At 72.0% G+C, this 25,962-nt stretch carries 20 protein-coding genes and 1 tRNA gene; 11 read left to right on the plus strand and 10 right to left on the minus strand.

Annotated features, from left to right (window positions below; translation table 11 throughout):
* The first annotated feature begins 1 nt into the window (after position 1).
* Positions 2–1,147, plus strand: a complete 1,146-nt coding sequence (locus tag ACZ63I_RS15100) for an FHA domain-containing protein (protein WP_469338817.1) — start codon at positions 2–4, stop codon at positions 1,145–1,147.
* On the opposite strand, the gene ACZ63I_RS15105 is transcribed toward ACZ63I_RS15100, so the two are convergent.
* Entirely contained in the window at positions 1,128–2,129 is a 1,002-nt protein-coding gene (locus tag ACZ63I_RS15105; protein ID WP_469338818.1) for a methyltransferase domain-containing protein, read from the minus strand. The two genes, ACZ63I_RS15100 and ACZ63I_RS15105, sit on opposite strands and share 20 nt — an antisense overlap.
* A 59-nt stretch (positions 2,130–2,188) precedes the next feature.
* On the opposite strand from ACZ63I_RS15105, the gene ACZ63I_RS15110 reads away from it, so the two are divergent.
* The 4 genes from ACZ63I_RS15110 (at position 2,189) to ACZ63I_RS15125 (ending at position 9,839) form a co-directional block, all read left to right on the plus strand.
* Positions 2,189–2,593, plus strand: a complete 405-nt coding sequence (locus ACZ63I_RS15110) for a globin (protein WP_469338820.1) — start codon at positions 2,189–2,191, stop codon at positions 2,591–2,593.
* Positions 2,594–2,768: 175 nt separating this feature from the next.
* The gene (locus ACZ63I_RS15115; protein ID WP_469338821.1) at positions 2,769–6,131 is read left to right on the plus strand and encodes an FtsX-like permease family protein; all 3,363 of its coding nucleotides are present in this window, start codon (positions 2,769–2,771) and stop codon (positions 6,129–6,131) included.
* Between the two features lies 1 nt (position 6,132).
* Positions 6,133–8,883 (plus strand): FtsX-like permease family protein, encoded by a 2,751-nt coding sequence (locus tag ACZ63I_RS15120; RefSeq protein ID WP_469338822.1) that lies wholly within the window; start codon positions 6,133–6,135, stop codon positions 8,881–8,883.
* The gene (locus tag ACZ63I_RS15125) at positions 8,880–9,839 is read left to right on the plus strand and encodes an ABC transporter ATP-binding protein (RefSeq protein ID WP_469338824.1); all 960 of its coding nucleotides are present in this window, start codon (positions 8,880–8,882) and stop codon (positions 9,837–9,839) included. Before ACZ63I_RS15120 ends, ACZ63I_RS15125 begins: the two co-directional genes overlap by 4 nt.
* 309 nt (positions 9,840–10,148) lie before the next feature.
* Here the strand turns inward: ACZ63I_RS15125 and ACZ63I_RS15130 are convergent, their stop codons facing one another.
* The 7 genes from ACZ63I_RS15130 to ACZ63I_RS15160 all read right to left on the minus strand — a co-directional run bounded on the left by ACZ63I_RS15130 (position 10,149) and on the right by ACZ63I_RS15160 (position 18,884).
* Positions 10,149–10,835, minus strand: coding sequence for a DUF8010 domain-containing protein (locus ACZ63I_RS15130; protein ID WP_469338826.1), 687 nt, complete (start codon positions 10,833–10,835; stop codon positions 10,149–10,151).
* A complete protein-coding gene (locus ACZ63I_RS15135) occupies positions 10,832–11,296 on the minus strand; it encodes an acyl-CoA thioesterase (RefSeq protein ID WP_469338827.1) in 465 nt (154 codons plus the stop codon). The genes ACZ63I_RS15130 and ACZ63I_RS15135 overlap by 4 nt, the downstream gene beginning before the upstream one ends.
* Positions 11,297–11,298: 2 nt before the next feature.
* On the minus strand, positions 11,299–12,963 hold the full coding sequence (ettA, locus tag ACZ63I_RS15140; RefSeq protein WP_469338828.1) for an energy-dependent translational throttle protein EttA: 1,665 nt from the start codon (positions 12,961–12,963) through the stop codon (positions 11,299–11,301).
* 149 nt (positions 12,964–13,112) lie between these two features.
* Positions 13,113–14,549, minus strand: a complete 1,437-nt coding sequence (locus tag ACZ63I_RS15145; RefSeq protein ID WP_469338830.1) for a Cys-Gln thioester bond-forming surface protein — start codon at positions 14,547–14,549, stop codon at positions 13,113–13,115.
* 154 nt (positions 14,550–14,703) lie between these two features.
* Positions 14,704–15,210 carry a single-stranded DNA-binding protein gene (locus tag ACZ63I_RS15150; protein WP_469338831.1) on the minus strand — a complete coding sequence of 169 codons (507 nt, stop codon included), beginning with the start codon at positions 15,208–15,210 and terminating at the stop codon, positions 14,704–14,706.
* Between the two features lie 135 nt (positions 15,211–15,345).
* A complete protein-coding gene (locus ACZ63I_RS15155) occupies positions 15,346–17,247 on the minus strand; it encodes a GTPase (RefSeq protein WP_469338833.1) in 1,902 nt (633 codons plus the stop codon).
* A 5-nt stretch (positions 17,248–17,252) separates the two neighbouring features.
* Positions 17,253–18,884, minus strand: a complete 1,632-nt coding sequence (locus ACZ63I_RS15160; RefSeq protein ID WP_469339239.1) for a dynamin family protein — start codon at positions 18,882–18,884, stop codon at positions 17,253–17,255.
* A 315-nt stretch (positions 18,885–19,199) separates the two neighbouring features.
* On the opposite strand from ACZ63I_RS15160, the gene ACZ63I_RS15165 reads away from it, so the two are divergent.
* Both ACZ63I_RS15165 and ACZ63I_RS15170 read left to right on the plus strand, forming a co-directional pair.
* Positions 19,200–19,275, plus strand: a tRNA-Arg gene (locus tag ACZ63I_RS15165).
* Positions 19,276–19,733: 458 nt separating this feature from the next.
* Entirely contained in the window at positions 19,734–21,089 is a 1,356-nt protein-coding gene (locus tag ACZ63I_RS15170) for an SRA domain-containing endonuclease (RefSeq protein WP_469338835.1), read from the plus strand.
* Between the two features lie 652 nt (positions 21,090–21,741).
* On the opposite strand, the gene ACZ63I_RS15175 is transcribed toward ACZ63I_RS15170, so the two are convergent.
* Positions 21,742–22,110 carry a MerR family transcriptional regulator gene (locus ACZ63I_RS15175; protein WP_469338836.1) on the minus strand — a complete coding sequence of 123 codons (369 nt, stop codon included), beginning with the start codon at positions 22,108–22,110 and terminating at the stop codon, positions 21,742–21,744.
* 55 nt (positions 22,111–22,165) lie between these two features.
* On the opposite strand from ACZ63I_RS15175, the gene ACZ63I_RS15180 reads away from it, so the two are divergent.
* Positions 22,166–23,326: a serine hydrolase domain-containing protein gene (locus ACZ63I_RS15180; protein ID WP_469338838.1), complete on the plus strand. Its 1,161-nt coding sequence runs from the start codon at positions 22,166–22,168 to the stop codon at positions 23,324–23,326.
* Here the strand turns inward: ACZ63I_RS15180 and ACZ63I_RS15185 are convergent.
* Complete coding sequence (locus tag ACZ63I_RS15185; RefSeq protein WP_469339240.1) at positions 23,252–23,911, minus strand: TetR/AcrR family transcriptional regulator; 660 nt, start codon at positions 23,909–23,911, stop codon at positions 23,252–23,254. The two genes, ACZ63I_RS15180 and ACZ63I_RS15185, sit on opposite strands and share 75 nt — an antisense overlap.
* 130 nt (positions 23,912–24,041) lie before the next feature.
* Between ACZ63I_RS15185 and ACZ63I_RS15190 the strand changes: the two genes are divergently transcribed.
* Genes ACZ63I_RS15190 through ACZ63I_RS15200 form a run of 3 tightly spaced genes read left to right on the plus strand, consistent with a single transcriptional unit; the run spans position 24,042 to position 25,950 of the window.
* Positions 24,042–24,782 (plus strand): SDR family NAD(P)-dependent oxidoreductase, encoded by a 741-nt coding sequence (locus ACZ63I_RS15190; protein ID WP_469338839.1) that lies wholly within the window; start codon positions 24,042–24,044, stop codon positions 24,780–24,782.
* A gap of 33 nt (positions 24,783–24,815) precedes the next feature.
* Positions 24,816–25,208 carry an ester cyclase gene (locus tag ACZ63I_RS15195; protein WP_469338841.1) on the plus strand — a complete coding sequence of 131 codons (393 nt, stop codon included), beginning with the start codon at positions 24,816–24,818 and terminating at the stop codon, positions 25,206–25,208.
* Positions 25,209–25,263: 55 nt separating this feature from the next.
* The gene (locus ACZ63I_RS15200) at positions 25,264–25,950 is read left to right on the plus strand and encodes an SDR family NAD(P)-dependent oxidoreductase (protein ID WP_469338843.1); all 687 of its coding nucleotides are present in this window, start codon (positions 25,264–25,266) and stop codon (positions 25,948–25,950) included.
* Positions 25,951–25,962 lie beyond the last annotated feature (12 nt).

The following is a 25,962-nucleotide window of genomic DNA, read 5'->3' on the forward strand; positions in this document are numbered from 1 at the left end:
CATGCCGACCTGCCCGAACGGACACCAGTCGGGTTCCGAAGACTGGTGCGAGGTCTGCGGCCACCGCATGGCCGGTCCTGGCCCCGGCACAGGCGCCGTCCCGCCGCCTCCTCCGCCGCCGCCCGCCGCCGGTGGCTACGGCTATCCGCAGGGCCCTGGGCCCGGCCCCGGCACCGTCCAGCAGGAGTTCTGCCCGCAGTGCCGCACCCCGCGTGAGCCGGGGGCGCCGTTCTGCGAGGAGTGCCGCTGGAACTTCCTCACCAACACGGCGACGTCGTACACGCCGGTGGCCCCGGCGGGGCTGAACCTGCCGCCGGGCTTCCAGGCGCAGCAGCCGCCGCGTCCGCAGGAGCCCGACCCGTACGAGTACCAGCGCTCGCGCCCCTCCCAGATCAACCGCCCGGCCGAGCCGCTGGCGTCCGAGCAGCCGCAGGGCATGCGGCCGCCCGTCCCGCCGTCGTTCCAGCAGCAGGGACCGCCCGCGCCGCCCGCGTACCAGCAGCAGGCGGGGCCGCCCGCCCCGCCGCAGCCGCAGGCGCCGCAGCGGACCCAGGGCGACGACGACTGGATGCTGCCGCCGCCCTCGCAGTCGCAGCCGTCGTACCAGCAGCAGCCCGCGCAGGGGCAGCAGCAGCACGGCCAACAGCAGCAGACCCCGCTGGGCCAGCAGCAACAGCAGCCCCCGCAGCCGCTGCGGCAGCAGCCGCCCCAGCAGATGCAGCAGCAGTACCAGCCGCCGTCGCTGGGCTGGACCGCCGTCATCGGTCCCGACCGCGAGTACTTCATGGCGATGATGCAGCGCAGCGGTCCCGAGGCGACCGGGCTCAATCTGCCCGCGTACTCACCCGAGCAGCATCTGCCGCTGGCCGGGCAGCAGATCACGATCGGCCGCCGCCGGCACTCGACCGGCGAGTCCCCTGACGTCGACCTGTCCGTGCCGCCGGAGGACCCGGGCGTCTCGCACCAGCACGCGGTCCTGGTCCACCAGCCGGACGGGAGCTGGGCGGTGGTCGACCAGAACTCGACCAACGGCACGACGATCAACGGCGGCGAGGACCCGATACAGCCCTATGTCCCCGTCCAGTTGGAGGACGGCGACCGGGTGCATGTCGGCGCCTGGACGACGATCACGATCCATCGCGGCTGAGCGGCCAGACGTACGGGCCTGACGGGTCGTCCAGCCAGGCCCACTGCCCGTCGCGGCCGACGGTGACGCCGAACCGCTCCCGCCCGGGGCGGTGCTCGCGCTGCCAGAGCGAGTACGCCTCGTGCGGGTCGAGCGTGCCCGAGGTCAGGGTGAGCATGAAGCGGAAGAGGTCGTTCTCCACCGCGCGGCGGGGCAGCCCGCCGAGCCTGCGCTGCGCGGCGGCCTCGCCGCTCGGGGTGCCCCGCAGCGGTACGAAGTAGGCGGCGGTGTGCAGGAAGCGGCCCTCCGCCTCGGCGCCGTCCTCGGCCACCCGCAGCGCGATCAGGCCCGTGGCGAGCGGCGCGAGGATCCGGGCGCCGGGCGCGCACTGCGCGAGCCAGCTCAGCGGTACGGACGGCAGGGCGCAGGTCGCGATGATCCGGTCGAACGGCGCCCGCTCGGGGCAGCCGCGCGCGCCGTCGCCCGTCACGACAGTCGGCCGGTAGCCGGCCGCAGCGAGATGCCGCCGGGCCGATTCGGTGATCTCCGGGTCCAGATCGATGGTGGTGACCCGTTCGTCGCCCAGCCGGTGGGCCAGCAGCGCCGCGTTGTAGCCGCTGCCCGCGCCGATCTCCAGCACCCGGTCGCCGTCGCGCACGTCCAGCTCGGCCAGCATCCGGGCCATCAGGGACGGCTGGCTGCTGGACGAGATCAGCTCCCCGTCGCGCACCCGGGTGGCGAGCGCGCCGTCCGCGTACGCCCCCTTCAGCCAGCGGGTGCGCCGCGCGGGGTCGGCGTCCTCGCTCCACAGCCGGTCGAAGCCGCCGGGCCTGCTGACGAAGTAGTACGGCACGAAGACATGGCGGGGTACCTCCTGGAAGGCGGCCCGCCAGGCCGGATCGTCCAGCGCGCCGTCGGCGGCGATCTCCCGCACCAGCGCGGCCCGCGCCTCGGCGGCGACGGTGTCGCCGGGTCCGTACGCCTCGTGCCGGTCTGCGCCCATACCCCCACTGTCCTGGCTGGGCCTGCCAGAAGCGAGTGGGCGTCTGCGACCATGGACGGGTGAACGATAATCCGCGCGGCACGCTTCAGGAGCAGACCTTCTACGAGCAGGTCGGCGGCGAGGAGACCTTCCGACGCCTGGTCCACCGCTTCTACCAGGGCATCGCCGAGGACCCGCTGCTGCGGCCGATGTACCCGGAGGAGGATCTGGGTCCGGCGGAGGAGCGCTTCACGCTGTTCCTGATGCAGTACTGGGGCGGCCCGCGCACCTACAGCGACCAGCGCGGCCACCCGAGGCTGCGGATGCGGCACGCCCCGTTCCCGGTGGACAGCGCGGCGCGCGACGCGTGGCTGGGCCATATGCGGGTCGCGGTGGACGAGCTGGCGCTCTCCCCCGAGCACGAGCGGCAGCTCTGGGACTACTTCGTCTACGCCGCCGCCTCCATGGTGAACACCGAGGGCTGAGCAGAACACCGGGGGCCGAGGTGAACACCGGGGGCTGAGCAGCGGCTTCCGGTCACGATCTCGTCAAGGCATGGCCGAAAACGTTTTCCCTCGGCACTCCTCTCTGACAGCATCCCGAATGGACGTTCGGGGGAAGGTCCGGGGGAAGTGACCAGGCACCTCACGGGGGAACGGCTTGACGGGGTTCGTGTTTCTGCGCGTGCGCGCGCACCGGCTGCTGCTGACGGCCGCCCTGCTCGCGGTCCTGCTGACCACGGCCGTCCTCGCGACGCTCGCGGCCTTCTCCGGTTCGATCGGCGACGCGGGCCTGCGGTACGCGCTGCGCGGCTCGGACGCCGAGGCCGCCTCGCTGGTCATCACGTCGCACAGCGCGGGCCCCGAGAAGGAGGCCGCCGACCGGGCGGCGCTGACCGGTGCCCGGCGGTCCTTCGACGGGCTGCCGGTGAGCCTGCGCTCGTTCGACCGCACAGGCCCCTACGCCCTGCCGCGCGCGGTGGAGACGGCCGCCGACCGCAAGAGCGGCGACCCGTATCTCACCCAGCTCGCCGCCGTCGACCGCTCACGGGTGCGGCTGGTCTCGGGAAGCTGGCCCGCGCCAGGCAGCGCCGGGGCCGGGGGCGTGGCCGACGTGGCCCTACCGGAAGTGGCGGCCGCGCAGTTGAAGCTGCGGCCCGGCGCACCGCCACTGACCCTCACCGACCGGTTCGGCGGCCCGCCGCTGCGGATCCGGGTCACCGGGACCTACCGGCCGGCCGATCCGGCCGATCCCTACTGGCAGTTGGACGAGCTGGGCGGGCGCGGGGTGCGCCGGGTCTCGTTCACCACGTACGGCCCGATGATCGCCGATCCCGCCGTGCTGGCGGGCGGCGAAGTCACCCAGGGCGACCGGTCCTGGCTCGCGACGGCCGACTGGTCCACGTTCACCTCCGGCCGGATCGGGTCGCTGCGTACGAGCGTCAAGAGTGCCCAGAAGTACCTCGGCGCCCAGCAGGTCTTCGGCGGTGACATCACCACCCGTACGGCACTGCCCGATCTGCTCGACCAGTCGGAGCGCGCGCTGCTGGTCGCCCGCTCGACGCTGCTGATCGTCTCGCTCCAACTGGTGCTGCTCGCCGCGTACTCGCTGCTGCTGGTGGCCCGGCTGCTGTCCAGCGAACGCGTCGGCGAGACCCAGCTCCTGATGGCGCGCGGCGCCTCGCGCCGCCGGGTCGTCGCGCTGGCCGCCCTGGAGGCGCTGCTGCTTGCGCTGCCCGCGGCCGTGGCGGCGCCGCTGCTCGCGGGGCCGCTGACCCGGCTGCTCGCCGGGCAGGGGCTGCTGGCCAGGATCGGGCTGCGGGTCGACACCGGGCTGACCGCTTCGGTGTGGCTGGTCGGCGGGGTGGCTGCGCTGGCCTGCGCCGCTGCCGTCGTCACTCCGGCACTGACGGCGAGCACGGCGAAGGCGGGCCGGGCCCGCGCGCTGCCCGCGCCGCTGCGGGCGGGGGCCGATGTCGGGCTGCTGGCCGTCGCGGGGGTCGCGTACTGGCAGCTCGACCGGCAGACCTCCGGCAGCGGCGCGCTGAGCGGTGACCGGGGCGGCTCGATCGGCATCGACCCGCTGCTGGTCGTCGCGCCCGCGCTGGCGCTGCTCGCCGGGACGGTCCTGACCCTGCGGCTGCTGCCGCCCGCAGCGAGGCTCGCCGAACGGCGGGCCGCCAAGGGCCGGGGGCTGCCCGCCGCACTCGCCGGATGGCAGCTCAGCCGCCGGCCGCTGCGCGGCGCAGGACCGGTGCTGCTGCTGGTCCTCGCCGTCGCCATGGGCATGCTGGCGATCGGCCAGGGCGCCTCCTGGGACCGCTCGCAGAGCGACCAGGCCGACTTCCAGGCGGGTGCGCCGGTCCGCGTCCTGGGCAGCCGTACCGCGCAGTTCGGCCAGGGCGGCGCGTACGCCGCGGTCCCCGGCGTACGGTCGGCGGCGCCCGCGGCGCGCAGCGCCATGACGCTGTCGGGCAACCGCCAGGCGACCGTGCTCGCCCTCGACACCCGGGAACTCGACACCCAGGACCGCAGCCGGGGAGCGGCCGGGGGCATCGGGTTGCGCGCCGACCAGTCGGACGGCGACGCCGCCGCCCAGGTCGCCGCGCTGCGGCCGAAGTCCGGGCGGGCCGTCGGTCTCGCGCTCCCCGCGGACACCGCGCGGGTCGTCCTGCCGATCACGGTGGGACCCGGCTCGAAGGACCCCGTGCGGATCGGCACGGCGCTGACCGTCTCGGCGACCGTCCAGGACCGCTACGGGATGCGCTACCCGCTCCAGCTCGGCTCGGTGCGGCCCGACGGGCGTACGTACGAGCGCACCGCCGATCTCGCGGCTGCCGCGAACGCCCCGGAAGGCGCGCCAGCCGGGCCACTGGCGCTGGTCGCGCTCGAGTTCGACAGCGTGCGCGCCCCTCTGGGGTCGGACCGGCTGCGGGTCACCGTCGGGCGCATCACCGCGTACGGCACGAAAGGCGCCCCCCGCACCCTCGGCACGCCCGACAGCGCCGACTGGCAGGCGGAGCCCTCGGCCAACGACGACCCGCTGGACCCGGAGGTGGTGGCGCCCAAGATCACCGAAGCGCTCGGGTCGTCCGCCGCCGCGCCGTTCCATGTCACATTCGCCACCGGCGAGAACACCGCCGAATACGCGAATCCGCGCATCGTCGCACTGCGGATCAGCGCGGGTACGCCGAAGGCGCCCGTGCCCGCCGCCCTCGCGACCGACCGGTTCCTGTCGTCCAGCGGCGCCGCGCAGGGCTCCGTGATCCAGGTGCCGACCGCCGGCGGGAAGATCGACGTGCGGATCACCGGCGTCCTGCGCGCGCTGCCCACGACCGGGCCCGGCGCCCGCACCCCGGGCCAGGCAGCAAACCCGGCGACCGACGGCGGCTCGCTGCTGGTCGATCTGCGGGCCGTCAACGACGTGCTCGCCGGCCGGGCCGCCGACACGCTCCAGCCCACCGAGTGGTGGCTGTACCCCGCGCCCGGCGCGGCGGCGAAGGTCGCCGCCACGCTGCGCGCACGCGGCGACATCGACCCCGAACAGGTCCTGGTACGCGCCGAGACCGCCGAGCAGCTCCACAACGATCCGCTGGGCGCGGGACCGCAGTCGGCGCTGCTCGCCGTGGCCGTCGTCGCCGCCCTGCTGGCCGCCGTCGGCTTCGGGGTGAGCACGGTCGGCGCGCTGCGCGAACGCTCGGCCGAGTTCGCCGTACTGCGCGCCCTCGGCGCACCGCGCCGCCAGCTCGCCCGGCTGCTCGCCGTCGAGCACTGCCTGCTCGTCGGCATCGCGCTCGCCGTGGGGCTGGCACTGGGCGCCGTGCTGACCCGGGCTGTCGTCCCGCTGATCGTGCTGACCGGGCAGGCCACCCAGCCCGTACCGAACGTGCTCGTAAAGCTGCCGGTCCACTCCGTGGTGCTGCTGCTGGCCGGGGTGGCGATCGGACCGCTGCTGATCGTCGCCGCGCTCGCGCTGCGCCGGGGCGACCCGGCGAGTTCCTTGCGCGTCCAGGGAGGTGAGTGACATGAGAGCCGTGGCCCCCTGGGTACGCACCCGGCTGCGCGCCGCGCCAGGACCCGCCGTCGCGCTGGCGCTGCTCGCGCTGATCACCGCGTTCCTCGCCGCCGCCTTCCCGCGCGCCGTCGACACGTACGAGGGCGCGGCGCTGCGCCACGAACTGGCCGCCGCTACGCCGGACCGCACCGTCGTCGAGGTGACCCGCCCGCTGGACCCGGCCGGTCTCGCGGGGAGGCCCGACCAGATCGAGCAGGAGCTGCGCCCCGGCTTCCTCGGCCCGCGCTTCGACCGGGTCGCCGACGCGCTGCCCGATCCGCTGCGCGCCGATCCCGGCCAGTCGTCGTACGGGGTGCACACGCTGGAAGGAATGAAGGCCGCCGACCCGTGGCTGCCCCGGCCCGAGGGGCTTGCCACCGTCCTCACCCTGAGCACCCAGTCGGACCTCGCGGACCACGCCCGGCTGCGCGCGGGACGGCTGCCGAGGGCGGCGCAGGGCTCGGTGACCGCGCGGACCACACAGGTCGAGGCGGCCGTCACCGCCGAGAACGCCGGGCCGCTCGGCATCAGGGTCGGCTCCGTGATCCATCTCCCGTCCACGGTCGGCCGGCAGACGCTGGCCGTACGGATCACCGGCATCGTCGAGCCGCTGCGGCCCACGCTGAGCTACTGGTCGGCCGAGTCGTCGCTGCGCAGGGCCGTCCTGACGGCGGCGCCCGGCAACGGCGGTCTGGTCAGGCACTACTGGGCGGGCGGGCTGCTGCTGCCGCCCGAGGCGGGGCCCGCGCTGCTCGGCGCCACCGACAAGGCCGAGTCGTACTGGCGCGTGGCGCCCGAGACCGCCGGGCTCAGGGGCGCCGACATCGGCCGGATCAGCGACGCCGTCGCCTCGCTCGAACACGGCCCGCGCCAGACGGAGCTGCGCACGTATGTCGCGCAGGACGCCGAGGCCGACTCCGGGCTCGACGACATCGTCACCGGACTCAGCTCGCTGCTCGGCGCCGTCCGCCCGGTGGTCGCCGTCGCGGCCTTCGGCGCCGGTACAGTCGCCGGGGTCGTCCTGCTCATGGCCGCCGGGCTCGCCGCCGGGCGGCGCGCGGCCGAACTGACCCTGCTGCGGGCGCGCGGCGCCTCGGTGCGCGGTATCGCCGGGCGGCTGCTCGCCGAGACCGCCGTGCCGGTGCTGCCCGCGACGGCGGCCGGCTGGGCGCTCGCCGTCCTGCTGACGCCCGAGGGCCAACTGCCCGCGTCGGTGCTGGCGGCCGTAGGAGTCGCCGTGCTGGGCTGCGCGGCGCTGCCGGTACGGGCCGCGATCTTGCACCGTCGGCCCCGGCTGCACGGCGAGCGCGACGATCTCGTACGGGCCAGGCCGTCGCTGCGGCGTACCGTCGCCGAGCTGACCCTGCTCGTGCTCACCGTCGGCGCCGTGGTCGCGCTGCGGCGGCGCGGTACGTCGGAGGGCGGCGTGGACGAGCTGGTCAGCGCGGCGCCGGTGCTGGTCGGGGTGATCGCCGCGCTGGTGCTCGGCCGGCTCTACCCGCTGCCGCTGCGGTTCGCCGCCCGGCCGATGGCCCGCAGGCGCGGCGCGACCGGGTTCCTGTCGCTGGCCAGGGCGGGCCGCTCCGCCACCACGGCGGCGCTGCCGCTGCTCGCGCTGCTGATCGCGCTGACCACGGCGGCGTTCGGCGGTTCGGTGCTGGCCGGGATCAGCGACGCGCGCGACCGGGCCTCGCTGCTGTCCGTGGGCGCCGACGCCTCCGTCGAGGCGGTGGGCCAACTGCCCGCCTCGCTGGCCGGCGCCGTACGGAAGACCTCCGGCGTCCGCGACGTGACGTCCCTCGAACGCGACGACAACCTGGACCTCGGCGATGTGCGGGGCGGCGCGGTCAGCGGCGTCGTCACGCTGCTCGCCGTCGAGCCCGACTCGTACGCGCGCCTCGCCCGTACCACCGGCCGCGGCGCCTTCCCCGCCGACGAGCTGAAGCGCCCCGGGGCAGCGGGGCCGCTGCGCGGCATCGCGTCGCCGGGGGTCGCCGCACGGCTGGGCGGCGGTACCGCGCGGGTCGGCAACTCGTTCCGGATGTTCAGCGTGCGGGTGGCCGCCGTACGGGACTCGACGCCCGCCATGGCCGACGGCGACTTCCTCGTCGTGAACGCGGCCGATCTGCCCGAGCACCGGGACACCACCCTGCTGGTGACCGGCCCTTCGGTACGCGGCCCGGCGCTGCGGGCCACCGCGCGCGCGGCGGGCGCCGGGCTCGATGTGCGGCTGCGGTCCGAGACGCGGGACGCGCTGACCGATTCGCCGGCCCAGAGCGGCGCGGAACGCATCTACACCGTGGCCGTCGCCGCCGGTGCGGGCTTCGCGGTCCTGGCGCTGCTGCTGGCGCTGCTCCAGGCCGCCCCCGAACGCACGGCGCTGCTGGCCAGGTTGCGCACGATGGGGCTGACCCGGCGCCAGGGCAGACGGCTGCTCGTCCTGGAGTCGATGCCGCAGGCCCTGCTGGCCGCCGCCGGCGGGGCGCTGGTCGGCTGGGCGGCGATCCGGCTGCTGGCCCCCGGGCTCGACCTGGCGCGACTGGCCCTGGCCGACGAGCAGTTCGCCGGCCTCACCTCCGTCCATCTGCGCGCCGACCCGCTGTCGCTGCTGCTGCCCGCCGTCGGCGTGGTGGTGCTCGCCGCCGGGGTGGCCGTCGGCCAGGCGTGGCTGGCGACCCGGCGCACGACAACGACCGAACTCAGGGCAGGAGACCCGCGATGACCGACATCTCGCTCGCCGAACTCGAACAGCGGGCGGCGGCCCGCAGGGACCGCCCCGAGTACGGGCACGACGCGCTGATCACCTGCGACCGGCTGGTGCGGATCTTCTCCACGGACGGGGTCGAGGTGCAGGCCCTTCAGGGCCTCGACCTGCTGGTCAGGGAGGGCGAGTTGATGGCCCTCGTCGGCGCGTCGGGCAGCGGCAAGTCGACGCTGATGAACATCCTCGCCGGTCTCGACGAGCCGACGGCGGGCGCGGCGCGGGTCGCGGGCCGCGACCTGCTGGCGATGGGCGCGCGCGAGCGGCTGCGCTACCGGCGCGAGGTCGTCGGGTTCGTCTGGCAGCAGACGGCGCGCAATCTGCTGCCGTATCTGACAGCGGCCCAGAACGTCGCGCTGCCCATGCAACTGCGCGGCCGGGGCGGGCGGGGCGGGACCGCGAAGAAGGCCGAGCGCGCCGAGACGCTGCTGTCGATCCTGGAGGTCGCCGACTGCCGCGACCGGCGCCCGCACCAGATGTCGGGCGGCCAGCAGCAGCGGGTCGCGATCGCCGTCGCCCTCGCCAACGAACCGTCGGTGCTGCTGGCCGACGAGCCGACGGGCGAGCTGGACTCGGCGACGGCGGAACAGATCTTCGCCGCCTTCCGCACGGCCAACGAGGAGTTGGGCACGACGATCGTGATCGTCACCCACGACCAGACGGTCGCGAACGAGGTCCGCCGCACGGTCGCGATCCGCGACGGCCGCACCTCGTCGGAGGTACTGCGCCGCACCGAGGTCGACGCGGCCACCGGCCAGGAGTCCCTGGTGGCAAGGGAATACGCGATGCTCGACCGCGCGGGCCGCCTCCAGTTGCCGGCCGAATACACGGCGGCGCTGCGCATGGAGCACCGGGTGATGCTGGAACTGGAACAGGACCACATAGGCGTCTGGCCGGACAACGACACCTCTCATTAGGGCTCGGTTCGCCTCCGGGGCGCCTTGAGCCCCTGCCCCTCCTTTTTCAGGGCTCGGTTCACCTCCGGGGCGCTTTAAGCCCCTGCCGACGGTCGACCGTGCTCGCCCCGCTCGTACCTCACGGACCTCCGCGCGCTCTCCCTTTCGACAGCGGCGCGCCCCTTCGGCTCACGCCCCTCCTTTTTTGGGGCTCGGTTCGCCTCCGGGGCGCTTTAAGCCACTGTCGACGGTCGACCGTGCTCGGCCCTTCGGCTCACTCGCCGGGGCGACCGGGGCGGGCCCGGGGCGGGACGGGCCCCCGGGCGGGGGCTACGCCGGGGTGACGGTGAGGCCCGGGAGGGAGCCTAGGCCGCCGGTGGTTGGTGTACGGACCGCCGTCGAGCCGAACGGGGTGCGCAGGCGCAGCCAGCTTCCCGCGCCGAACAGGGCGGTGGGGGTGTCGTCGGGGGTCGGGCGGAGGAAGCCCACCGACTGGGCCGCGTGCACGGCGCGCAGCGGCAGGTCCGTGGTGCCGAGGGTTCTGGACCAGATCTCGTTGCCGATCCGGTCCCGCTCGGCGCGGGTGCGGTGTGCTTCCGGCAGCGCCTCGTCGCGGCTGCGGAACTCCGCGACGGCCGCCGCGACGGCGGCGCGCATCTGGGCGGTACCCGGCAGTCCTTCGAGCTGGCGCCAGCCGCCGCGCGGCGGCAGTACGCCGGCCCATGGGGGGCCGGTCACCGGGGCCGGTACGGCGAACTGCCGCCCCTCCCCGATGCCTTCGAGCAGTTCGCCCGCCGACACCGTGACGTCCAGCCCGGCCGGCTCGCCGAGCCGCACCGTACGGATGGCGAGCACGTCGAAGGACGGCGGCCTGCCGAAGACGGCGACCGCGGCGCCGCTGCCCTGGAGGCGGACGGCGGCGGCGCGGTCGTAGTGGATCAGCCGGCCGAGGAAGGCGGCGAGGTCCGCCGCCTCTCCCGAGTCGGCGAACCGCAGGGTCTGCACCGGGGCCGTCATGCCGCGAGCGCGTCCTTCGGGTCCTTGCCGTTCGTGTCGTCGTCGTCCAGGTACTTCACGAGGAAGGACTTCTCCTCCTGCGTGATCCGCCGGGGCCGGCCCGCCGCGAGGTCGTACGGCACGACGACGGTCGCCGCCTGGACGTAGACCTCCGTGCTGCCGTCGTCCGCCGTGTCCTTGATCTCGTACGCGATCGTCAGCGAGGCGGCGTTCAGCTTCGTCACCCACGACTCGATGGTCACCGGTTCGTGCCGGTGGACCAGCGGGCGCTTGTAGTCGATCTCGTGGCGGGCCACCACGGACCCCCCGGAGAACGACGGCGAGCCGTCCCCCGGCGCCAGCCGGAACATGAAGTCGATGCGGGCCTCCTCCAGATAGCGGAGGAAGACCACATTGTTGACGTGCCCGAAGGCGTCCATGTCCGACCAGCGCATCGGGCAGCGGTAGATGTGGCGCGCCATCGTCAGTCCCGGGTCAGCTTCTTGTAGGTGGCGCGGTGCGGCCGGGCCGCGTCGGCGCCGAGCCGCTCGATCTTGTTCTTCTCGTACGACTCGAAGTTGCCCTCGAACCAGAACCACTTGGAGTCGCCCTCGTACGCCAGGATGTGCGTGGCGACGCGGTCGAGGAACCACCGGTCGTGGGAGACGACCACCGCGGCGCCCGGGAACTCCAGCAGCGCGTTCTCCAGCGACGAGAGCGTTTCCACGTCGAGGTCGTTGGTCGGTTCGTCGAGGAGCAGCAGGTTGCCGCCCTGCTTGAGCGTCAGCGCCAGGTTGAGGCGGTTGCGCTCACCGCCGGAGAGCACGCCGGCCGGCTTCTGCTGGTCGGGGCCCTTGAAGCCGAAGGCCGAGACATAGGCGCGGGAGGGCATTTCGACCTGGCCCACGTTGATGTAGTCGAGCTCGTCGGAGACGACCGCCCACAGCGACTTCTTCGGGTCGATGTTGGACCGGCCCTGGTCGACGTAGCTGATCTTGACCGTGTCGCCGACCTTGATGGAGCCGGAGTCCGGCTGCTCGAAGCCCTGGATCATCTTGAACAGCGTGGTCTTGCCGGCGCCGTTCGGGCCGATCACGCCGACGATGCCCATGCGCGGCAGCGTGAACGACAGGTCGTCGATCAGCATCTTGTCGCCGAAGCCCTTGGACAGGTTCTGCACCTCGACGACGATGTTGCCGAGCCGGGGGCCCGGCGGGATCTGGATCTCGTCGAAGTCCAGCTTGCGCATCTTGTCGGCCTCGGCCGCCATCTCCTCGTAACGCGCGAGCCTGGCCTTGGACTTGACCTGGCGTCCCTTCGCGTTGGAGCGGACCCACTCCAGCTCTTCCTTGAGCCGCTTGGCGCGCTTGACGTCCTTCTGGCCCTCGACCTTGAGCCGGGCCTGCTTGGACTCCAGGTACGTCGAGTAGTTGCCCTCGTAGCCGATGGCGCGGCCGCGGTCCAGCTCCAGGATCCAGCCGGCCACGTTGTCGAGGAAGTACCGGTCGTGGGTGACGGCGACGACGGTGCCGGGGTACTTCGCCAGATGCTGTTCGAGCCAGGCGACGGACTCGGCGTCCAGGTGGTTGGTGGGCTCGTCGAGGAGCAGCAGGTCGGGCGCTTCGAGCAGCAGCTTGCACAGCGCGACCCGGCGCCGCTCGCCGCCGGAGAGGTTGGTGACGGGCCAGTCGCCGGGCGGGCAGCCCAGCGCGTCCATGGCCTGTTCGAGCTGGGTGTCCAGGTCCCACGCGTTGGCGTGGTCGAGGTCTTCCTGGAGCTGTCCCATCTCCTCCATGAGGGCGTCCGAGTAGTCGGTCGCCATCAGCTCGGCCACTTCGTTGAAGCGCTTGAGCTTGCCCATCAGCTCGGCGGCGCCGTCCTGGACGTTCTCCAGGACGGTCTTCGACTCGTCGAGCGGCGGCTCCTGGAGGAGCATCCCCACCGAGTAGCCGGGCGACAGGAAGGCGTCGCCGTTGGACGGCTGCTCGATGCCGGCCATGATCTTCAGCACGGTGGACTTTCCGGCGCCGTTCGGACCCACCACACCGATCTTCGCGCCCGGCAGGAAGCTCAGCGTCACGTCATCGAGGATGACCTTGTCGCCGTGCGCCTTGCGCGTCTTGCGCATCGTGTAGATGTACTCAGCCAAGAGAAACCGTCCGGCAGATCGAGAAGGGCCAATGTGCGGCTCCGCCGCGTGAGGGCAGATACACCCATCTTGCAGCACCTCGGTACCCCAACGGAAACGGGTACCGATGGCTGCCGGGACCGCTGCCCGGCAGCCGGTGACCGAACCGGTCACTTTCCGCCGGTGGAGTTCTTCCTGCGGAGGAAGAAGACCGCGCCGCCGCCGACGAGGACGAGCACGATCGCGATACCGGCGATGACCGGTGTGGCGTTGGACGAGCCGGTCTCCGCCAGCCCCGCGCCGTCGGAGTAGGCGGTGACACCGCCGGTGGGCACGTCACCGGCCGAGGCGGGGCTGGGCCCGGATCCCGGCTGGTCGAGCGTGGTGACCGGGGCGCCGGAGACCGCGCAGTCCAGCAGCCCCTTGAAGGTCTCCTGCAGCCCGCCGGGGCCTTCGACGGTGAAGTCGTACGCCTGGTCCTCGTCGACCGGGACGGTGATGGTCCGGGAGGCGCCGGCGGCGACCGTGTGCCGCTGACCCGCCAGCTCGAAGGTGAAGGCGGCGTCGCCCTCGTTGACCGCCGTGACGTCCACCCCGCCCTTGGCGCAGTTCTTGGTCGCCGAAAGGGCCGGTATCGGACCCTGCGTCGCCCAGTTCGCCGTGGCCGCCGCGGAGACGGTCGAATCGCTGGATCCTGCCAGGATCTGGGTCTGGCTCTGGGTCACCCCGGCGAACGCCCGGCCGACCGGGAGTGAGGTCGTGGCCTGCACGCCGAGCTGCGCCGTACCGTCCGCGGCCTTGGCCGGCACGTCGAAGTAGAGCTGCGAGCCGTCCTTGGCCGAGGTCACGGCCTTGCCGTTCTTGTCGGTGACCCGGACGCCGCTGGCGGCGGCGTCGGCGGGCGGCACGACCGTGACGCTGTCGGTGTCGGTGGTGCGGACCGTGACCGGGCCGAGCAGGTCGCCGGCCTTGCCGGAGACCGCGGCGGGCTCCAGCGCCAGCGACGCCTTCGGCTCGGCGGCGTCTCGCGCCGAGCGCTGGAGGTAGTCGGCGAGCTTCTCGGCCTGCGGGTCGGTCGCGTCGACGTCGGCCCCGTCCGAGTACCGCCAGATCGCGACCTGGGTGCCGGCCGCCGCCGTCTTCTCCGTGAGCGGTCCGGTGCCCGCGGTCTTGGCGAGGTCGGAGAGGTCGTCCACCTGCGGGTAGGAGTGCTGGAGGATCCAGCGGATCCGGCCGGAGTTCTTGTTGGCGCCGAGGGACGTCTGGTCCCACGGCGTCTCCAGATACCTCGCCTCGCTCTGCGTCGGGTTGTGGATGTCCACGCAGTACGTCTTGAGTCTGCCGCCGCCGTCGACGGTCATCTCGAACAGTCCGGCGGAGAGCGGCTGGTCCTTGCCGTCCGTGTGGAGCACAGCACCGTCGTAGGTGGTCAGCCCGTCGAGGGTGGCGGCGGCGCCGCCCTGGTGCTGGGGTGTCTCGTCGTCGGCGGCCGCCGTACCGGCACCGGCAGCGGTGCCCATGGCCACGAGACCGGTGACGAGGAACGCCGTGGCGAGGCGGGTGGTGAACCGCCGTCGTACGGATGACGCAGATATCGCAGAAAACACAGATTCCCCTCCGGGCGAGGGCCAGTGCCCCGTGAATTACTCCAAGATCCTATGGAGGGGGTCGGACGAGATTCCCGGTCATGCGATCAGATAACCGTACCGACTCGGAATTGTTATCGACCGCCGGGCGCACATCCGGACCCCCAACTCCCGCTCAGGGCGGCCCGGTCGGCGGGGAAGCGGATGACGGCGCGGGTGGGGAAGCCGATGGCGGCGCGGGTGGGGAGGTCGGCGCAGGCGCGGGTGCGGAAGCCGTTGCAGGGGCCGGTGGTGGCGCCGTTGAAGGAGCCGGTGGTGGCGCCGCCTTGACGACCCGGCGGAACGCGGCTGTTCCCCGCGTCAGATCATGTCCGACCGCCAGCGCCTCGATCTCCACGGACGTCCGGCGCTGCCCCTCCCGCTCCTCCTCGCGCACCCGCAACCGCCCGTGCACCACGAGCGGTTCACCGACGGCGACCGAAGCGGCCAGATTCGCCGCCAGGCTCCGCCACGCCCACACGGTGTAGAAGCTCGTCGGCCCGTCCGTCCAGACTTCGTTGCGCCGGTCGTAGCGGCGCGCGCTCGCCGCGATCCGGAATCGCGCCGTCCCGCCCGTCGCCGACTCCCTGAACTCGACGCCCGTCGCCGCGTTCCCCACCACCGTCACCACCGTGTCGTACATGGCAGCCCCCTCTCGTCCAGCGGCGGTCCACCCCGTCCCGGTCCTTCCGGTCCGATCCGCCGTGCCTCCATGCTGGACCGGACCGCCGAAACCCGCTGGGGCCTGTGGACAAACCCGCGACGGGGGAAAACCGCGTCACCCTCCCGTGGCGCCGGACACCGTCACGTACTGCTCCCGCACCTCGCGGTAGCGCATCAGCTCCGCCGAGATCGGGTCGAGCACCTTCACCCGGCCGCACCCGGCAGCCGCCTCGCGCAGCCGCCGCTCGGTGTCCTGCCCGTACCGCCTGGCGGGCCCCTTGGCGGCGGCGGCGCACGCCCACTCCACCAGCGGCCCCCCGATGATCCCGGCGAGCATCACCAACACGGGCGGCAGCAGCCCCGGTTCCAGTACGCCGACGATCTGGCCGACCAGCCACAGCGCGCCGAAGATCTGCAACAGCGTCATGGACGCCTGGGTCAGCACGGCGGCAGGCCACCACGCCGGGCGCGGGGGCCGGCCGGTCGCCCCGGCGGCGCCCGAAGCACCGGACCCGCCCGAGCCACCTGACCCGCCTGACCCGCCCGAGCCGCCCGCCGCACCCGACGTGCCCGCCGCGCCCGGCGGCGCCGCCAGTACGTCCAGCGCCTCCGGCAGTCCCTCGGCGCCGCGTACGGCCGCCTCGCGCACCGCGAGCGCCCACGGCGCCGGCAGCCCGTCGGACGCCTCGTCAGCCACCGTACGTACCGCCTGCTCGACCCGCTGCCGCGCGGTGAGTTCCTCCTCCAGCACGACGGCCGCCGGTTGCGGTGTCTCACCGCCGGGCGTGCGCTTGCTCTCGTACCAGCGCCACAGCCGCAGCCACGGCGTGCCGCACGCCCGGCTCGCGTTCCTGCGCCACTCGCGCTCCGCCGCCTCCCCCGCCGCCACCGCGCCCACGGCCCAGGCGAGCCGGTCGGCGAACTGGTCGCGGGAGCGCTCGTCGAGCCCCGCCCGGCCCTCGGCGACGTAAGCGGAGCGCAGCCGTCCGGCAGCGGCCGTCACATCGGCGGAGAGCCGGCGCGCTGCGGCGTTGCGCTCCTGGACGAACCGGCCGAGCAGTTCGCGCAGTTCGCCGACGCCCTGGCCGCCGAGCGCGGAGACGGCGAGCACCGTCGCGCCCGGCTCGCCGTGCTCGCCGAGCGCCATGCCGTCCTCGTCCAGCAGCCGGCGCAGATCGTCCAGCACCTGGTCGGCGGCGTCGCCCGGCAGCCGGTCGACCTGGTTGAGCACCACGAACGTGACCTCGGCGTGCCCGGCGAGCGGCCGCAGATAGCGCTCGTGCAGCGCGGCGTCCGCGTACTTCTCCGGGTCCACGACCCAGATCACCGCGTCCACCAGCGCCAGCACCCGGTCCACCTGCTCGCGGTGGCGGGTGACGGCCGAGTCGTGGTCGGGCAGGTCCACCAGGACCAGGCCGTGCAGCTCCTCGTCGCCGTCGCCGCCCGCGAGCGGCCTGCGCCGCAGCCGGCCGGGGATGGCGAGCCGGTCGAGCAGCCCCGCCGCGCCGTCCGACCAGGTGCAGGCGATGGGGGCCGATGTGGTGGGCCTGCGCAGCCCCGTCTCCGAGATGGGCACCTCGGCGAGGGCGTTGAACAGCGTGGACTTGCCGCTGCCCGTGGCGCCCGCGATGGCGACGACCGTGTGCCGCGACGACAGCCGCTGGCGGGCCGACGCCTCGTCCAGTACGCGTCCTGCCTCGGCGAGCGTGGGCCCGTCCACCCGGGTCCTCGACAGGCCGATCAACTCGCCCAGGGCGTCGAGCCGTACCCGCAGCGGGCCTTCGTACGCCCCGCCGATGGGGGTGTGCGGCATGGCGGCACCGTCCTGCCCGCCGTCCAGGCCCTCCACACCGCTCAGCCCGTCAAGGCCGGTCAGCGCGTCGAGCCCGGCCGACCCGGTCAGCGCGTCGATGCCCTCCGCGCCTCCCTGGGCGCCCTTCTCCCCCGCCCGCCGGGCGATGAACCCGTCGTCCCAGCCGCCGGTCTGCTCACCGTTCTCGTCCGTCACAGCGGTCACGTCGGTCACTTCTCCTTCTGCAGTACGGACAGGGCGGCGATCAGTTCGGCCTGCGGTTCCGGGGTCACCCCGAGGGCGTCCAAGGGCGCGAGCCGCCGTTCGCGCTCCCCGCGCAGTACGCGGTCGACGTACGCCGTCACCAGCTCGCCGCCCCGGTCCCGCAGCCGCAGCGCGGCCTGCGCGCCGATGAGTTCGGCGAGCCGTTCGCCGGCGAGCCGGGCCCGGCGTCCGCCGAGCAGCGCCGCCGCCAGCAGTGCGGCGACCGTGTCGGACTCGGGCGCCGCATTGCGTTCCAGTTGGCGCACCTCCTCCTCGGCCAGCTCCTCCAGCTCCCTGCGCCAGCGGCGTACGGCCATCCCGATCCGTTCGGCGGTCTCGGCGTCGCGGTGGCCCGGCGCCGCGACCGCGGCGGCGGCCGGCTCGCGCCGCCACGCCTCCTCCACGCGCTCGTCGGCGGCGGCCACGGCGCACTGGAGCAGCGCGCCCAGGCTCTCCACGAGCGAGTCGAGCAGTTCGCGCGCCGAGCTGTCCCTCGGATAGCTGCGCCAGCGGGTCCGCGCGTCCCCCGACAGGACGGCGCCGCGCAGCGTCTGCCTGCGCACCCGGTCGCCCTCGATGGTGTACGCGTCCTCGACGGCGCCCATCAGCCGTACGGACGCCGCGTACTGCGCGGCGACAGCGCCGGCCAGCTCCGGCATCCGCGCGTTGAGCGAGTCGACCACGCCCGACGCCGTACGCACCACGGCCTGCTGACGGGCCGCCGGGTCCTGCACCCGGTGCGCGAGCCAGGCGAGCAGCGGCGCGACGGCGGTGGTCGGCAGCAGCCCGCTGCCGCCGCCCGCCGACTCGGGCAGCTCGGGGATGGTGAAGCGGGGTACGTCGCCGAGTCCGGCCCTCGTCATCAGCGCGCCGTACTGCCGTGACACCTCGTCAACGACCTGGTGAGGCACCCGATCGAGGACACTCACCAGCGACGCGTCGTACTCCTTCGCGGTACGGAGCAGATGCCAGGGGACGGCGTCCGCGTACCGGGAAGCGGTCGTCACCATCACCCACACGTCGGCGGCGCAGATCAGTTCGGCGGCCAGCAGCCGGTTCTCCACCACGAGCGAGTCGATGTCGGGGGCGTCGAGGAGCGCGAGGCCGCGGGGCAGCGAGGGCGCGGTGTCGATGCGCAGGGCGTTGGCCTCCAGGCTCTCCACCTCGCCGTCGCCCAGGTCGTCCGCGTCGTCGGCGCCGCCGTCCCCGCCGTTCTCGGCCGCCCGCTGGGGCAGCCATACGCGGGTGAGCTGCGGCAGCACCCGCATTCCGGCGAACCAGTGGTGGTCCTCCGGGTGGCACACCAGCACGGGGGTACGGGTGGTGGGCCGCAGCACTCCGGCCTCGCTGACCCGGCGCCCCACCAGCGAGTTGACGAGTGTCGACTTGCCGGCCCCGGTGGACCCGCCGACCACAGCGAGCAGCGGCGCGTCCGGATCCTTGAGCCGTGGCAGCAGGTAGTCGTCGAGCTGCGCGAGCAGCTCGGCCCGCGTCTGCCGGGCGCGCGGGGCCCCCGGCAGAGGCAGTGGAAGACGCACGGCAGCGACACGGTCGCGCAGTGCGGAGAGTGCGTCGATCAGCTCAGGCCGTACGTCCAAGGTCACCACATGTGAAGAATGCCCAACTTTGGCAGCTTTTTGAAGCGTATGGCAATCTCCTGCGCGGCGTCAGCACCAACGGGACAGACCGGACGAGTGGGGCGCAGGCATAACGAGTGCACAACACCCGGGCCGCATGGCCGAAAAAGCGGTGCGCGAATCGCACCTGCCTGCGATTATCGGTTCGCTTCACTGAACCTCCACATCGTGCCACGCACGTGAAGCAACCGGGTCTAGGTGATCGGAGCCCTATCCTTGTCCCGGCAAGGTCACGGACGACACAACCGGACTCCAGGCCGCCGAGGTCACGATCCGGCCCCCGTAGCTCAGTGGATAGAGCAGGTGCCTTCTAAGCACTTGGCCGCAGGTTCGAGTCCTGCCGGGGGCGCCACCGACGCACCGCCTTCAGCCCTCCCTCCGGGAGGGCTTTTTTGCTGGTCGGAGCACACGCTCCGGAGACGGGTCGAGGCGCGGAACACGCCCGAGCCGACGGAAGCTCAGCTCGGGCGCGCCCGGCTGTACAGCTCGAGGAGCGTCTCCCCACCTCGATCCAGCGCCGATGCCAGCCACAGAAGGAACCGATGCGCGGCACCGGGTCACACTGAGGCCATCAACCTTGCCCAGTCCCCACCCGTCAGCCGCCTCTCGCCCAGAGGTCAGCGACCTCGAAGCGGAGCCTCTGATCACCCGCAATGGCCTTGCTGACGCTCGCAGTTAGTGCTCTTGTGCTGTCTTGTCAGACCCTCGTGCAACGATTGCAGGCTCATCAGGCTACGCACGGCTGCAGGCGAGTTCTGAGCGTCCTGCCTCAGCCGGATTAGCTGAACCGATCGATCCTGCGGGGTGGGTATGAACGCTTGGCTCCTCACATGCAACCAGAACGTCTTCGACCTTGACGGATTTCGTCGAGACGGACACGAGCTGACATCTTGGAGCGTCGCGCGCTACCGGAACGAATTGGCGGAGGGCGACCCCGTCTTTATGTGGCTTACCGGACGCCAAGGGGGTCTCATCGGCAGAGGCAGCATCTCGGGTCCTCCTGAGCAGCAACGGAGCACGCCGGATGAGTACTGGCTGGAGGACCCGGGGGTCCGCTGGTACGCGCCGTTGATCATGGACCAGTGGCTGGACCGGCCCGTCCCTAGACAACACTTCATCGATGACGCGCGGTTCCTGGAGCAGTCTCCGCTGCATACGTTGTTCGCCGGCAATCCTCACAAGATCACCAGTCCTCAGCGGGAGGCATTTGTCGAGGCACTGGGATCCAGCTCTGTCGCGGAGGAACCTAGGTGGCTGTTGGAGCCGGGATCGACCGTGAGGCGTAAGGAGCTCCACGACCGTTACGGAGGTAGCCGCCAAGGCGGCATCAGTAAGTGTGCGAAGTCCAGAAACGTACTTATCTTCACGGATCCGCGAACGGGGCATCAGCACGGCTACTTTGACGAGTGGGCGGAAGACGGGACCTTCCATTACACCGGGGATGGGCAGAAGGGGCCGCAGACGTTCGACAGCACTGGCAACGCTGCTGTTCGGGACCACGCGAAGCTCGGCCTCGCGTTGCGGGTCTTCGAAGGCTCACGCGGGATCGTTCGCTACGTGGGCGAATTTGCCGTGGATCCGTCCGAACCGTACTCGTACGACGAAGCGCCGGAGAGCGGTGGGGGCCCTCTTCGCAAGGTCATCCGTTTCCACCTTGCGCAGGTCGGAGCAATGGCTCAGCCCTCAAGTGTCCCGGTTGGCTGCGGATACCGCCCCGCAGATGAATCTGTACAGCCGGCGATAGCGCAAAGCAGCCCTGCTGATCCTGACCTCACCGGACGCAACCTCAAGGCGCACCGCCGCCTACAAAATGCCCTTGCGAGGGCAGCTCGGCGCCGCGGGCTGGAGCCTCTCTCCCCTCGGGTCACTGACCCGGACTTCGACCTCGCATGGCGTCTCACATCTGACGACTTGACAGTGTGCGAAGTGAAGTCGATGACTCCAGCGAACGAATCGCGCCAACTTCGTCTCGGCGTTGGACAACTCCTCGACTACTACGACAGGCTGCGCGACCGCGCGGCAAGTGTTCACGCGGTTCTCTGGGTTGAGTACGAACCATCTGACCTGCGTTGGCTTGGTGTCTGCGAACGCGCCGGTATCACCCTGGCCTGGCCCGGGCACGAAGCGGACGTCCTCCACCGGCTCCCTGACCGGAGCGCATCCTGAACTCGCCTCTCCGAGCGTGGCCGAGGGCCCCAAGAGGGGCCCTCGGGGCTCAACCTCCGGATACCTCATCTACCTCGCGCAATCAGCATGATGAAGAGAAGTGATATCGATTCCATGGCGACTCCCCTATTCAGTTGCCCTTGAGGCGATGGATATCGGGAGCCGCGGGTTGGATGAACAACACGATTGCAGCGTAGATACCCGCCAAGCATGAGCCATTTGGCCTTCTTGAAGCTCTTTCTGTTAGCGAAGTGGATGAATCGCAGGCCTGTGACATCTGCAAACAGTCCACAGATCACCGAAAGTAGAGTCGCCATGCGGGCAGCAGTTTGCCGAATCTGTCCATTACAAATCGCCAGCACCGCAGGAGCACTTTCCGCTTGCCCCCTATCAGCGAATTGCAAATCTGGCCACCGTGGAAGATGCACCTGTGAGCCGTGCTGGTAGGACTGTCAACCGCAGATCAGGACAGGCATGAAAAGTGCCCGGGCAAGTACCGGCGAGATATCCGTATCAATTCGCGGAACCGATGGCGAGGCCGATCAAGTCGACTCGTTGCTGCCGGAGCGAACCCCTCGCGCCTTCTCGGCACTTGGCCGCAGGTTCGAGTCCTGCCGGGGCCGGGTCGTCGGCGGCGAAGCGGGCGACCGGGTCAGTCGGCTCGGTTGCGGAGTTCGGTGAGGTAGCCGGCTACCGCGTCGCGGTTTCGGGTCAGGACGTCTATGCGGCCGGTCAGTCGGTCGCGTTCCTGTTCCAGCGTCGTCATCGTCTCGGGTGTGACGCCCTCGAAGACGATCGGATCGCGCGGCGACTCCAGGCAGGGCAGGATCCCGCGGATCACGTGCGTCGACAGGCCCGCTTCGAGCAGGTCGCGGATCTGCTGGACGCGGCCCAGGGCCGTCTCGTCGTAGTCGCGGTAGTTGTTGGGCCCGCGGGTCGACGTGATCAGGCCCTTGGCCTCGTAGAACCGTACTTGCCGGGCGGAGGCCCCCGCCCGTGCGGCCAGCTCGCCGATGCGCATGCCGCCAGCGTACGGCTTGACCTTGACACAGGCGTCAAGGTTTGACGCTGTCCGCATGAGCGAACTGAACGGAACCGTCAGTCCCCGATTCGAACCCGTCCGCGACGCCGTGGCGGACCATCTGCGCAGCGGCGCCGAGGTCGGCCTGTCGCTGGTCGTCGACATCGACGGCCGGCAGGTGGTGGATCTGTGGGGCGGCCACAGCGACGCGGCCCGTACGCGGCCTTGGCGGCGCGACACGGTCACCAATGTGTGGTCGATCACGAAGAGCGTGACCAGCCTCGCCGCCCTGCTGCTCGTCGACGCCGGTGAACTGGACCTCTACGCGCCCGTCGCCCGCTACTGGCCCGAGTTCGCGGCGAACGGGAAACAGCACGTCGAGGTGCGGCATCTGCTGTCCCACACCTCGGGGGTGTCCGGCCTGGCCGGGCCCGCGCGGCTCGACGACCTGTACGACGTACGCGCCGCCGCCGCCCGGATGGCCGCGCAGCCGCCCTGGTGGCGGCCCGGCTCGGCCTCCGGTTACCACGTCCTGAGCTACGGCCATCTGGTCGGCGAACTGGTGCACCGGCTGACCGGGCTGTCGCTGCGCGACTTCGTCCACCAGCGTCTCGTCCGGCCGAGCGGCGCCGACTTCGGGATCGGGCTGCGCGGCGACGCTCTCGCACGGGTCGCCGACGTGATCCCGCCGACGACCGACTTCGACCCCTCGGTGCTGGGCCGCGACACCGTCGCGTACAAGACCTTCACGGGTCCCTCGTTCGGGGCGGATGCGGCCAACACCCCGGGCTGGCGCGCCGCCGAGCTGGGTGCGGCCAACGGGCACGGGAACGCCCGGTCGGTGGCCCAGATCCTCGGCCCCGTCGCCCGCGAGGGAGCCGCCGCCCACGGCCGGCTCCTCAAGCCCGGCACGATCGACCGCATCTTCGACGAGCAGTCCAGGGGCACGGACCTCGTCAACGGACTGCACGTGAGGTGGGGCATCGGATACGCGCTGCCCGACCGGCGCACCCTGCCCTGGATCCCCGACGGGCGTATCGCGTTCTGGGGCGGCTGGGGCGGTTCGATGGCCGTCCTGGACCTCGACCGGCACCTGACCATCAGCTACGTCATGAACCGGATGGGGGCCGACATCCTGGGTTCAGAGCGAGCCGCCGCCTACACCACCGCCGTCTACCGGGCCCTCGGGGTCAAGGCTGAGGGGCCAGTTGCGTAGGGCCGCGTCCGTCATCTCCTGGAGTTCGGCGCGCTCGACGCCGCTCGCGGCCTGTACGGCGATGCCGAAGGCCAGCGTCGTGACGTAGCGGGCCAGGAGGCCGGGGTCGGTCCGCGCAGGCAGGTCGCCCTCGTCCACCGCCCGCTGGAAGCGCTCGTGGACGCAGGAGTAGCTGTTGTTGCGCCAGGCGACGAGCAGGTCGCGGACCTCACGGCCCGAGTCGCTGACCGTCAGGGCGCCCTGGACGCCCATGCAGCCGTGGGGATGGGCCGGGCGGGTGGTGGTCCGGATGGTGCCGGCCAGGATCGCGGTGGCGACGCCGTGGGCTGTCGGCTCCTCCAGGGCGCGGGCCAGATAGCCGCTCGGGCCTTCGGTGTAGCGCTCCAGGGCCTTGCGGAACAGCCCCTCCTTGTTGCCGAAGGCCGCGTACATGCTGGTGGTGGAGATGCCCATCGCGCCCGTCAGATTGGCCAGGCTCGCCCCCTCATAGCCGTGCTCCCAGAACACGAGCATGGCGCGCTCCAGGGCCTCGTCGGTGTCGAACCCTCGCGGTCGGCCGATCGGGCCGCTCTGCTTCGTCTCCACGCCTTTTGTCACGCCTTTCGTCTCCACGCCCCCAGGCTACCTCTTCCGCATCGATCGCTGCGGAAGTGCTACGTTCGAGTTCTGCATCGAGCGATGCGGAACTCGAAGGGGATCGAAGGAGGCAGTTCACGTGGGACTACTCGCGGGCAGGACCGCGCTCGTCACCGGCGGCAGCGCCGGCATCGGCCTGGCCAGCGCCGTACGGCTGGCGGCCGAGGGCGCACACGTGTTCATCACCGGCCGGCGCAAGGCGGAACTCGACGCGGCCGTCGAACTGATCGGTCCTGCGGCCACGGGTGTGACCGGCGACATCGCGGACCTGGCCGATCTGGACCGGCTCTACGAGACGATCCGCAGCCGGGGACAGGGCCTGGACGTGCTGTTCGCGAACGCCGCCGTCGCCTCGCTCGCGACGCTCGACCAGATCACCGAGGAGCACTTCGACGCCCTCTTCGCCGTCAACGTCCGGGGCACGCTGTTCACCGTCCAGAAGGCGCTGCCCCTGCTCAACGACGGCGCCTCGGTGATCCTGAACGGCTCAACCAACGGGGACGTCGGGGACGCGGGGCTCGGCGTGTACGCGGCGACCAAGGCCGCCGTCCGGTCGTTCTCCCGGACCTGGGCCAACGAGCTCAAGGGACGCGGCATCCGGATCAACACCGTCACACCGGGCCCCACCGACACCCCCGCCCTGGCGGCGCTCACCCCCGACGCCGAACAGTTCAAGCGCGAACTGACCGCGCGCGTACCGCTGGGCCGGCTCGGCCGCCCGGAGGAGACCGCCGCGGCCGTGGCGTTCCTCGCCTCCGGGCAGAGCAGCTTCATCACCGGCTCCAGCCTGTACGTCGACGGCGGCCTGAACCAGATCTGAGAGGACGGCCATCCGATGTCCGACAACCGACCGATGTCAGAGGACGACCTGCGCGCGTTCTATCTGCGCTACATCAAGGCCCTCAACGCCCATGAGTTCGACCACATGGACGAGTTGATCAACGACCGGACCACGCTCAACGGTGAGCCGGCCACCCGGGGCGACCTCCTCGCTGTCCAGCGGCAGGACGTGGCCGCGGTGCCGGATCTGCACTGGGAGCTGAGAGAACTGCTCTTCGACGGCGACCGGTTGGCGGCCCGGCTGGTCAACACCGGTACTCCGGTGCGGGAGTGGCTCGGCGTGGCACCCACCGGAGCCTCGTTCGAGATCGTCGAGTACGCCATTTACCAGGTACGTGACGGGCGGTTCGTCCATATGACGGCCCTGCACGACGCCGGCGAGATGCGCCGGCAACTCACGAGCTGATCCGCCTGTTTCGCGTTCGCATTCGCGTTCGCGTTCGGATTCGAGAGGGACACCCATGACCGTCACACTGATCACCGGGGCCAACAAGGGCATCGGCTTCGAGACAGCACGACAGCTCCTGGAGCTGGGCCACGACGTCTACATAGGCGCGCGTGACCCCGAGCGCGGCGAGAAGGCAGCGGCGACGCTCGGCGCGCGCTTCGTCCAACTGGACGTGACCGACGACGCGTCGGTGAACAGCGCACTGGCGACGATCGGTTCGGCCGAGGGCCGGCTCGACGTGCTGGTGCACAACGCGGGCATCCTGGGGGCCGGGGTCACCGACGGCCCCACGGCGCTGCGGGCCTTCGACACCAACGCGGTGGGCATCGTGCGCGTCACGGAAGCGGCGCTCCCCCTGCTGCGCGAGTCCGCCAACCCGACCGTGGTGACCGTTTCGAGCAGCGCCGGGTCGTTCTGGGCAGTGACCAATCCGGAACGGCCGGAGTTCAACCTGCCGTTGGTGCTGTACTCCGCCTCCAAGTCGGCGGCCACCATGCTCACGGTCCAGTACGCCAAGTCGCAGCCGGGCATCAAGTTCAACGCGGTCGAGCCCGGCACCACGGCGACCGACCTGACCGCGGCGTTCGGCGTCGGCAGGGCGCCCGAGGAGAGCGCCAGGGTCGTCGTACGGCTGGCCACGCTCGGCGCGGACGGTCCGAGCGGGACGTTCCAGGACGAGAACGGGGAAGTTCCCTGGTAGGCGGCGGAGTTG

This window comes from Streptomyces sp. NPDC087906 (assembly GCF_055584925.1).

Bases quoted from the DNA above. Each gene is read 5' to 3' on its own strand.
- ACZ63I_RS15130 (WP_469338826.1), bottom strand. From the start codon at position 10,835: ATGACGGCCCCGGTGCAGACCCTGCGGTTCGCCGACTCGGGAGAGGCG.
- ACZ63I_RS15175 (WP_469338836.1), bottom strand. From the start codon at position 22,110: ATGCGCATCGGCGAGCTGGCCGCACGGGCGGGGGCCTCCGCCCGGCAA.
- ACZ63I_RS15180 (WP_469338838.1), top strand. From the start codon at position 22,166: ATGAGCGAACTGAACGGAACCGTCAGTCCCCGATTCGAACCCGTCCGC.
- ACZ63I_RS15150 (WP_469338831.1), bottom strand. From the start codon at position 15,210: ATGTACGACACGGTGGTGACGGTGGTGGGGAACGCGGCGACGGGCGTC.
- ACZ63I_RS15200 (WP_469338843.1), top strand. From the start codon at position 25,264: ATGACCGTCACACTGATCACCGGGGCCAACAAGGGCATCGGCTTCGAG.
- ACZ63I_RS15105 (WP_469338818.1), bottom strand. From the start codon at position 2,129: ATGGGCGCAGACCGGCACGAGGCGTACGGACCCGGCGACACCGTCGCC.
- ACZ63I_RS15120 (WP_469338822.1), top strand. From the start codon at position 6,133: ATGAGAGCCGTGGCCCCCTGGGTACGCACCCGGCTGCGCGCCGCGCCA.
- ACZ63I_RS15135 (WP_469338827.1), bottom strand. From the start codon at position 11,296: ATGGCGCGCCACATCTACCGCTGCCCGATGCGCTGGTCGGACATGGAC.
- ACZ63I_RS15125 (WP_469338824.1), top strand. From the start codon at position 8,880: ATGACCGACATCTCGCTCGCCGAACTCGAACAGCGGGCGGCGGCCCGC.
- ACZ63I_RS15195 (WP_469338841.1), top strand. From the start codon at position 24,816: ATGTCAGAGGACGACCTGCGCGCGTTCTATCTGCGCTACATCAAGGCC.
- ACZ63I_RS15170 (WP_469338835.1), top strand. From the start codon at position 19,734: ATGAACGCTTGGCTCCTCACATGCAACCAGAACGTCTTCGACCTTGAC.
- ACZ63I_RS15100 (WP_469338817.1), top strand. From the start codon at position 2: ATGCCGACCTGCCCGAACGGACACCAGTCGGGTTCCGAAGACTGGTGC.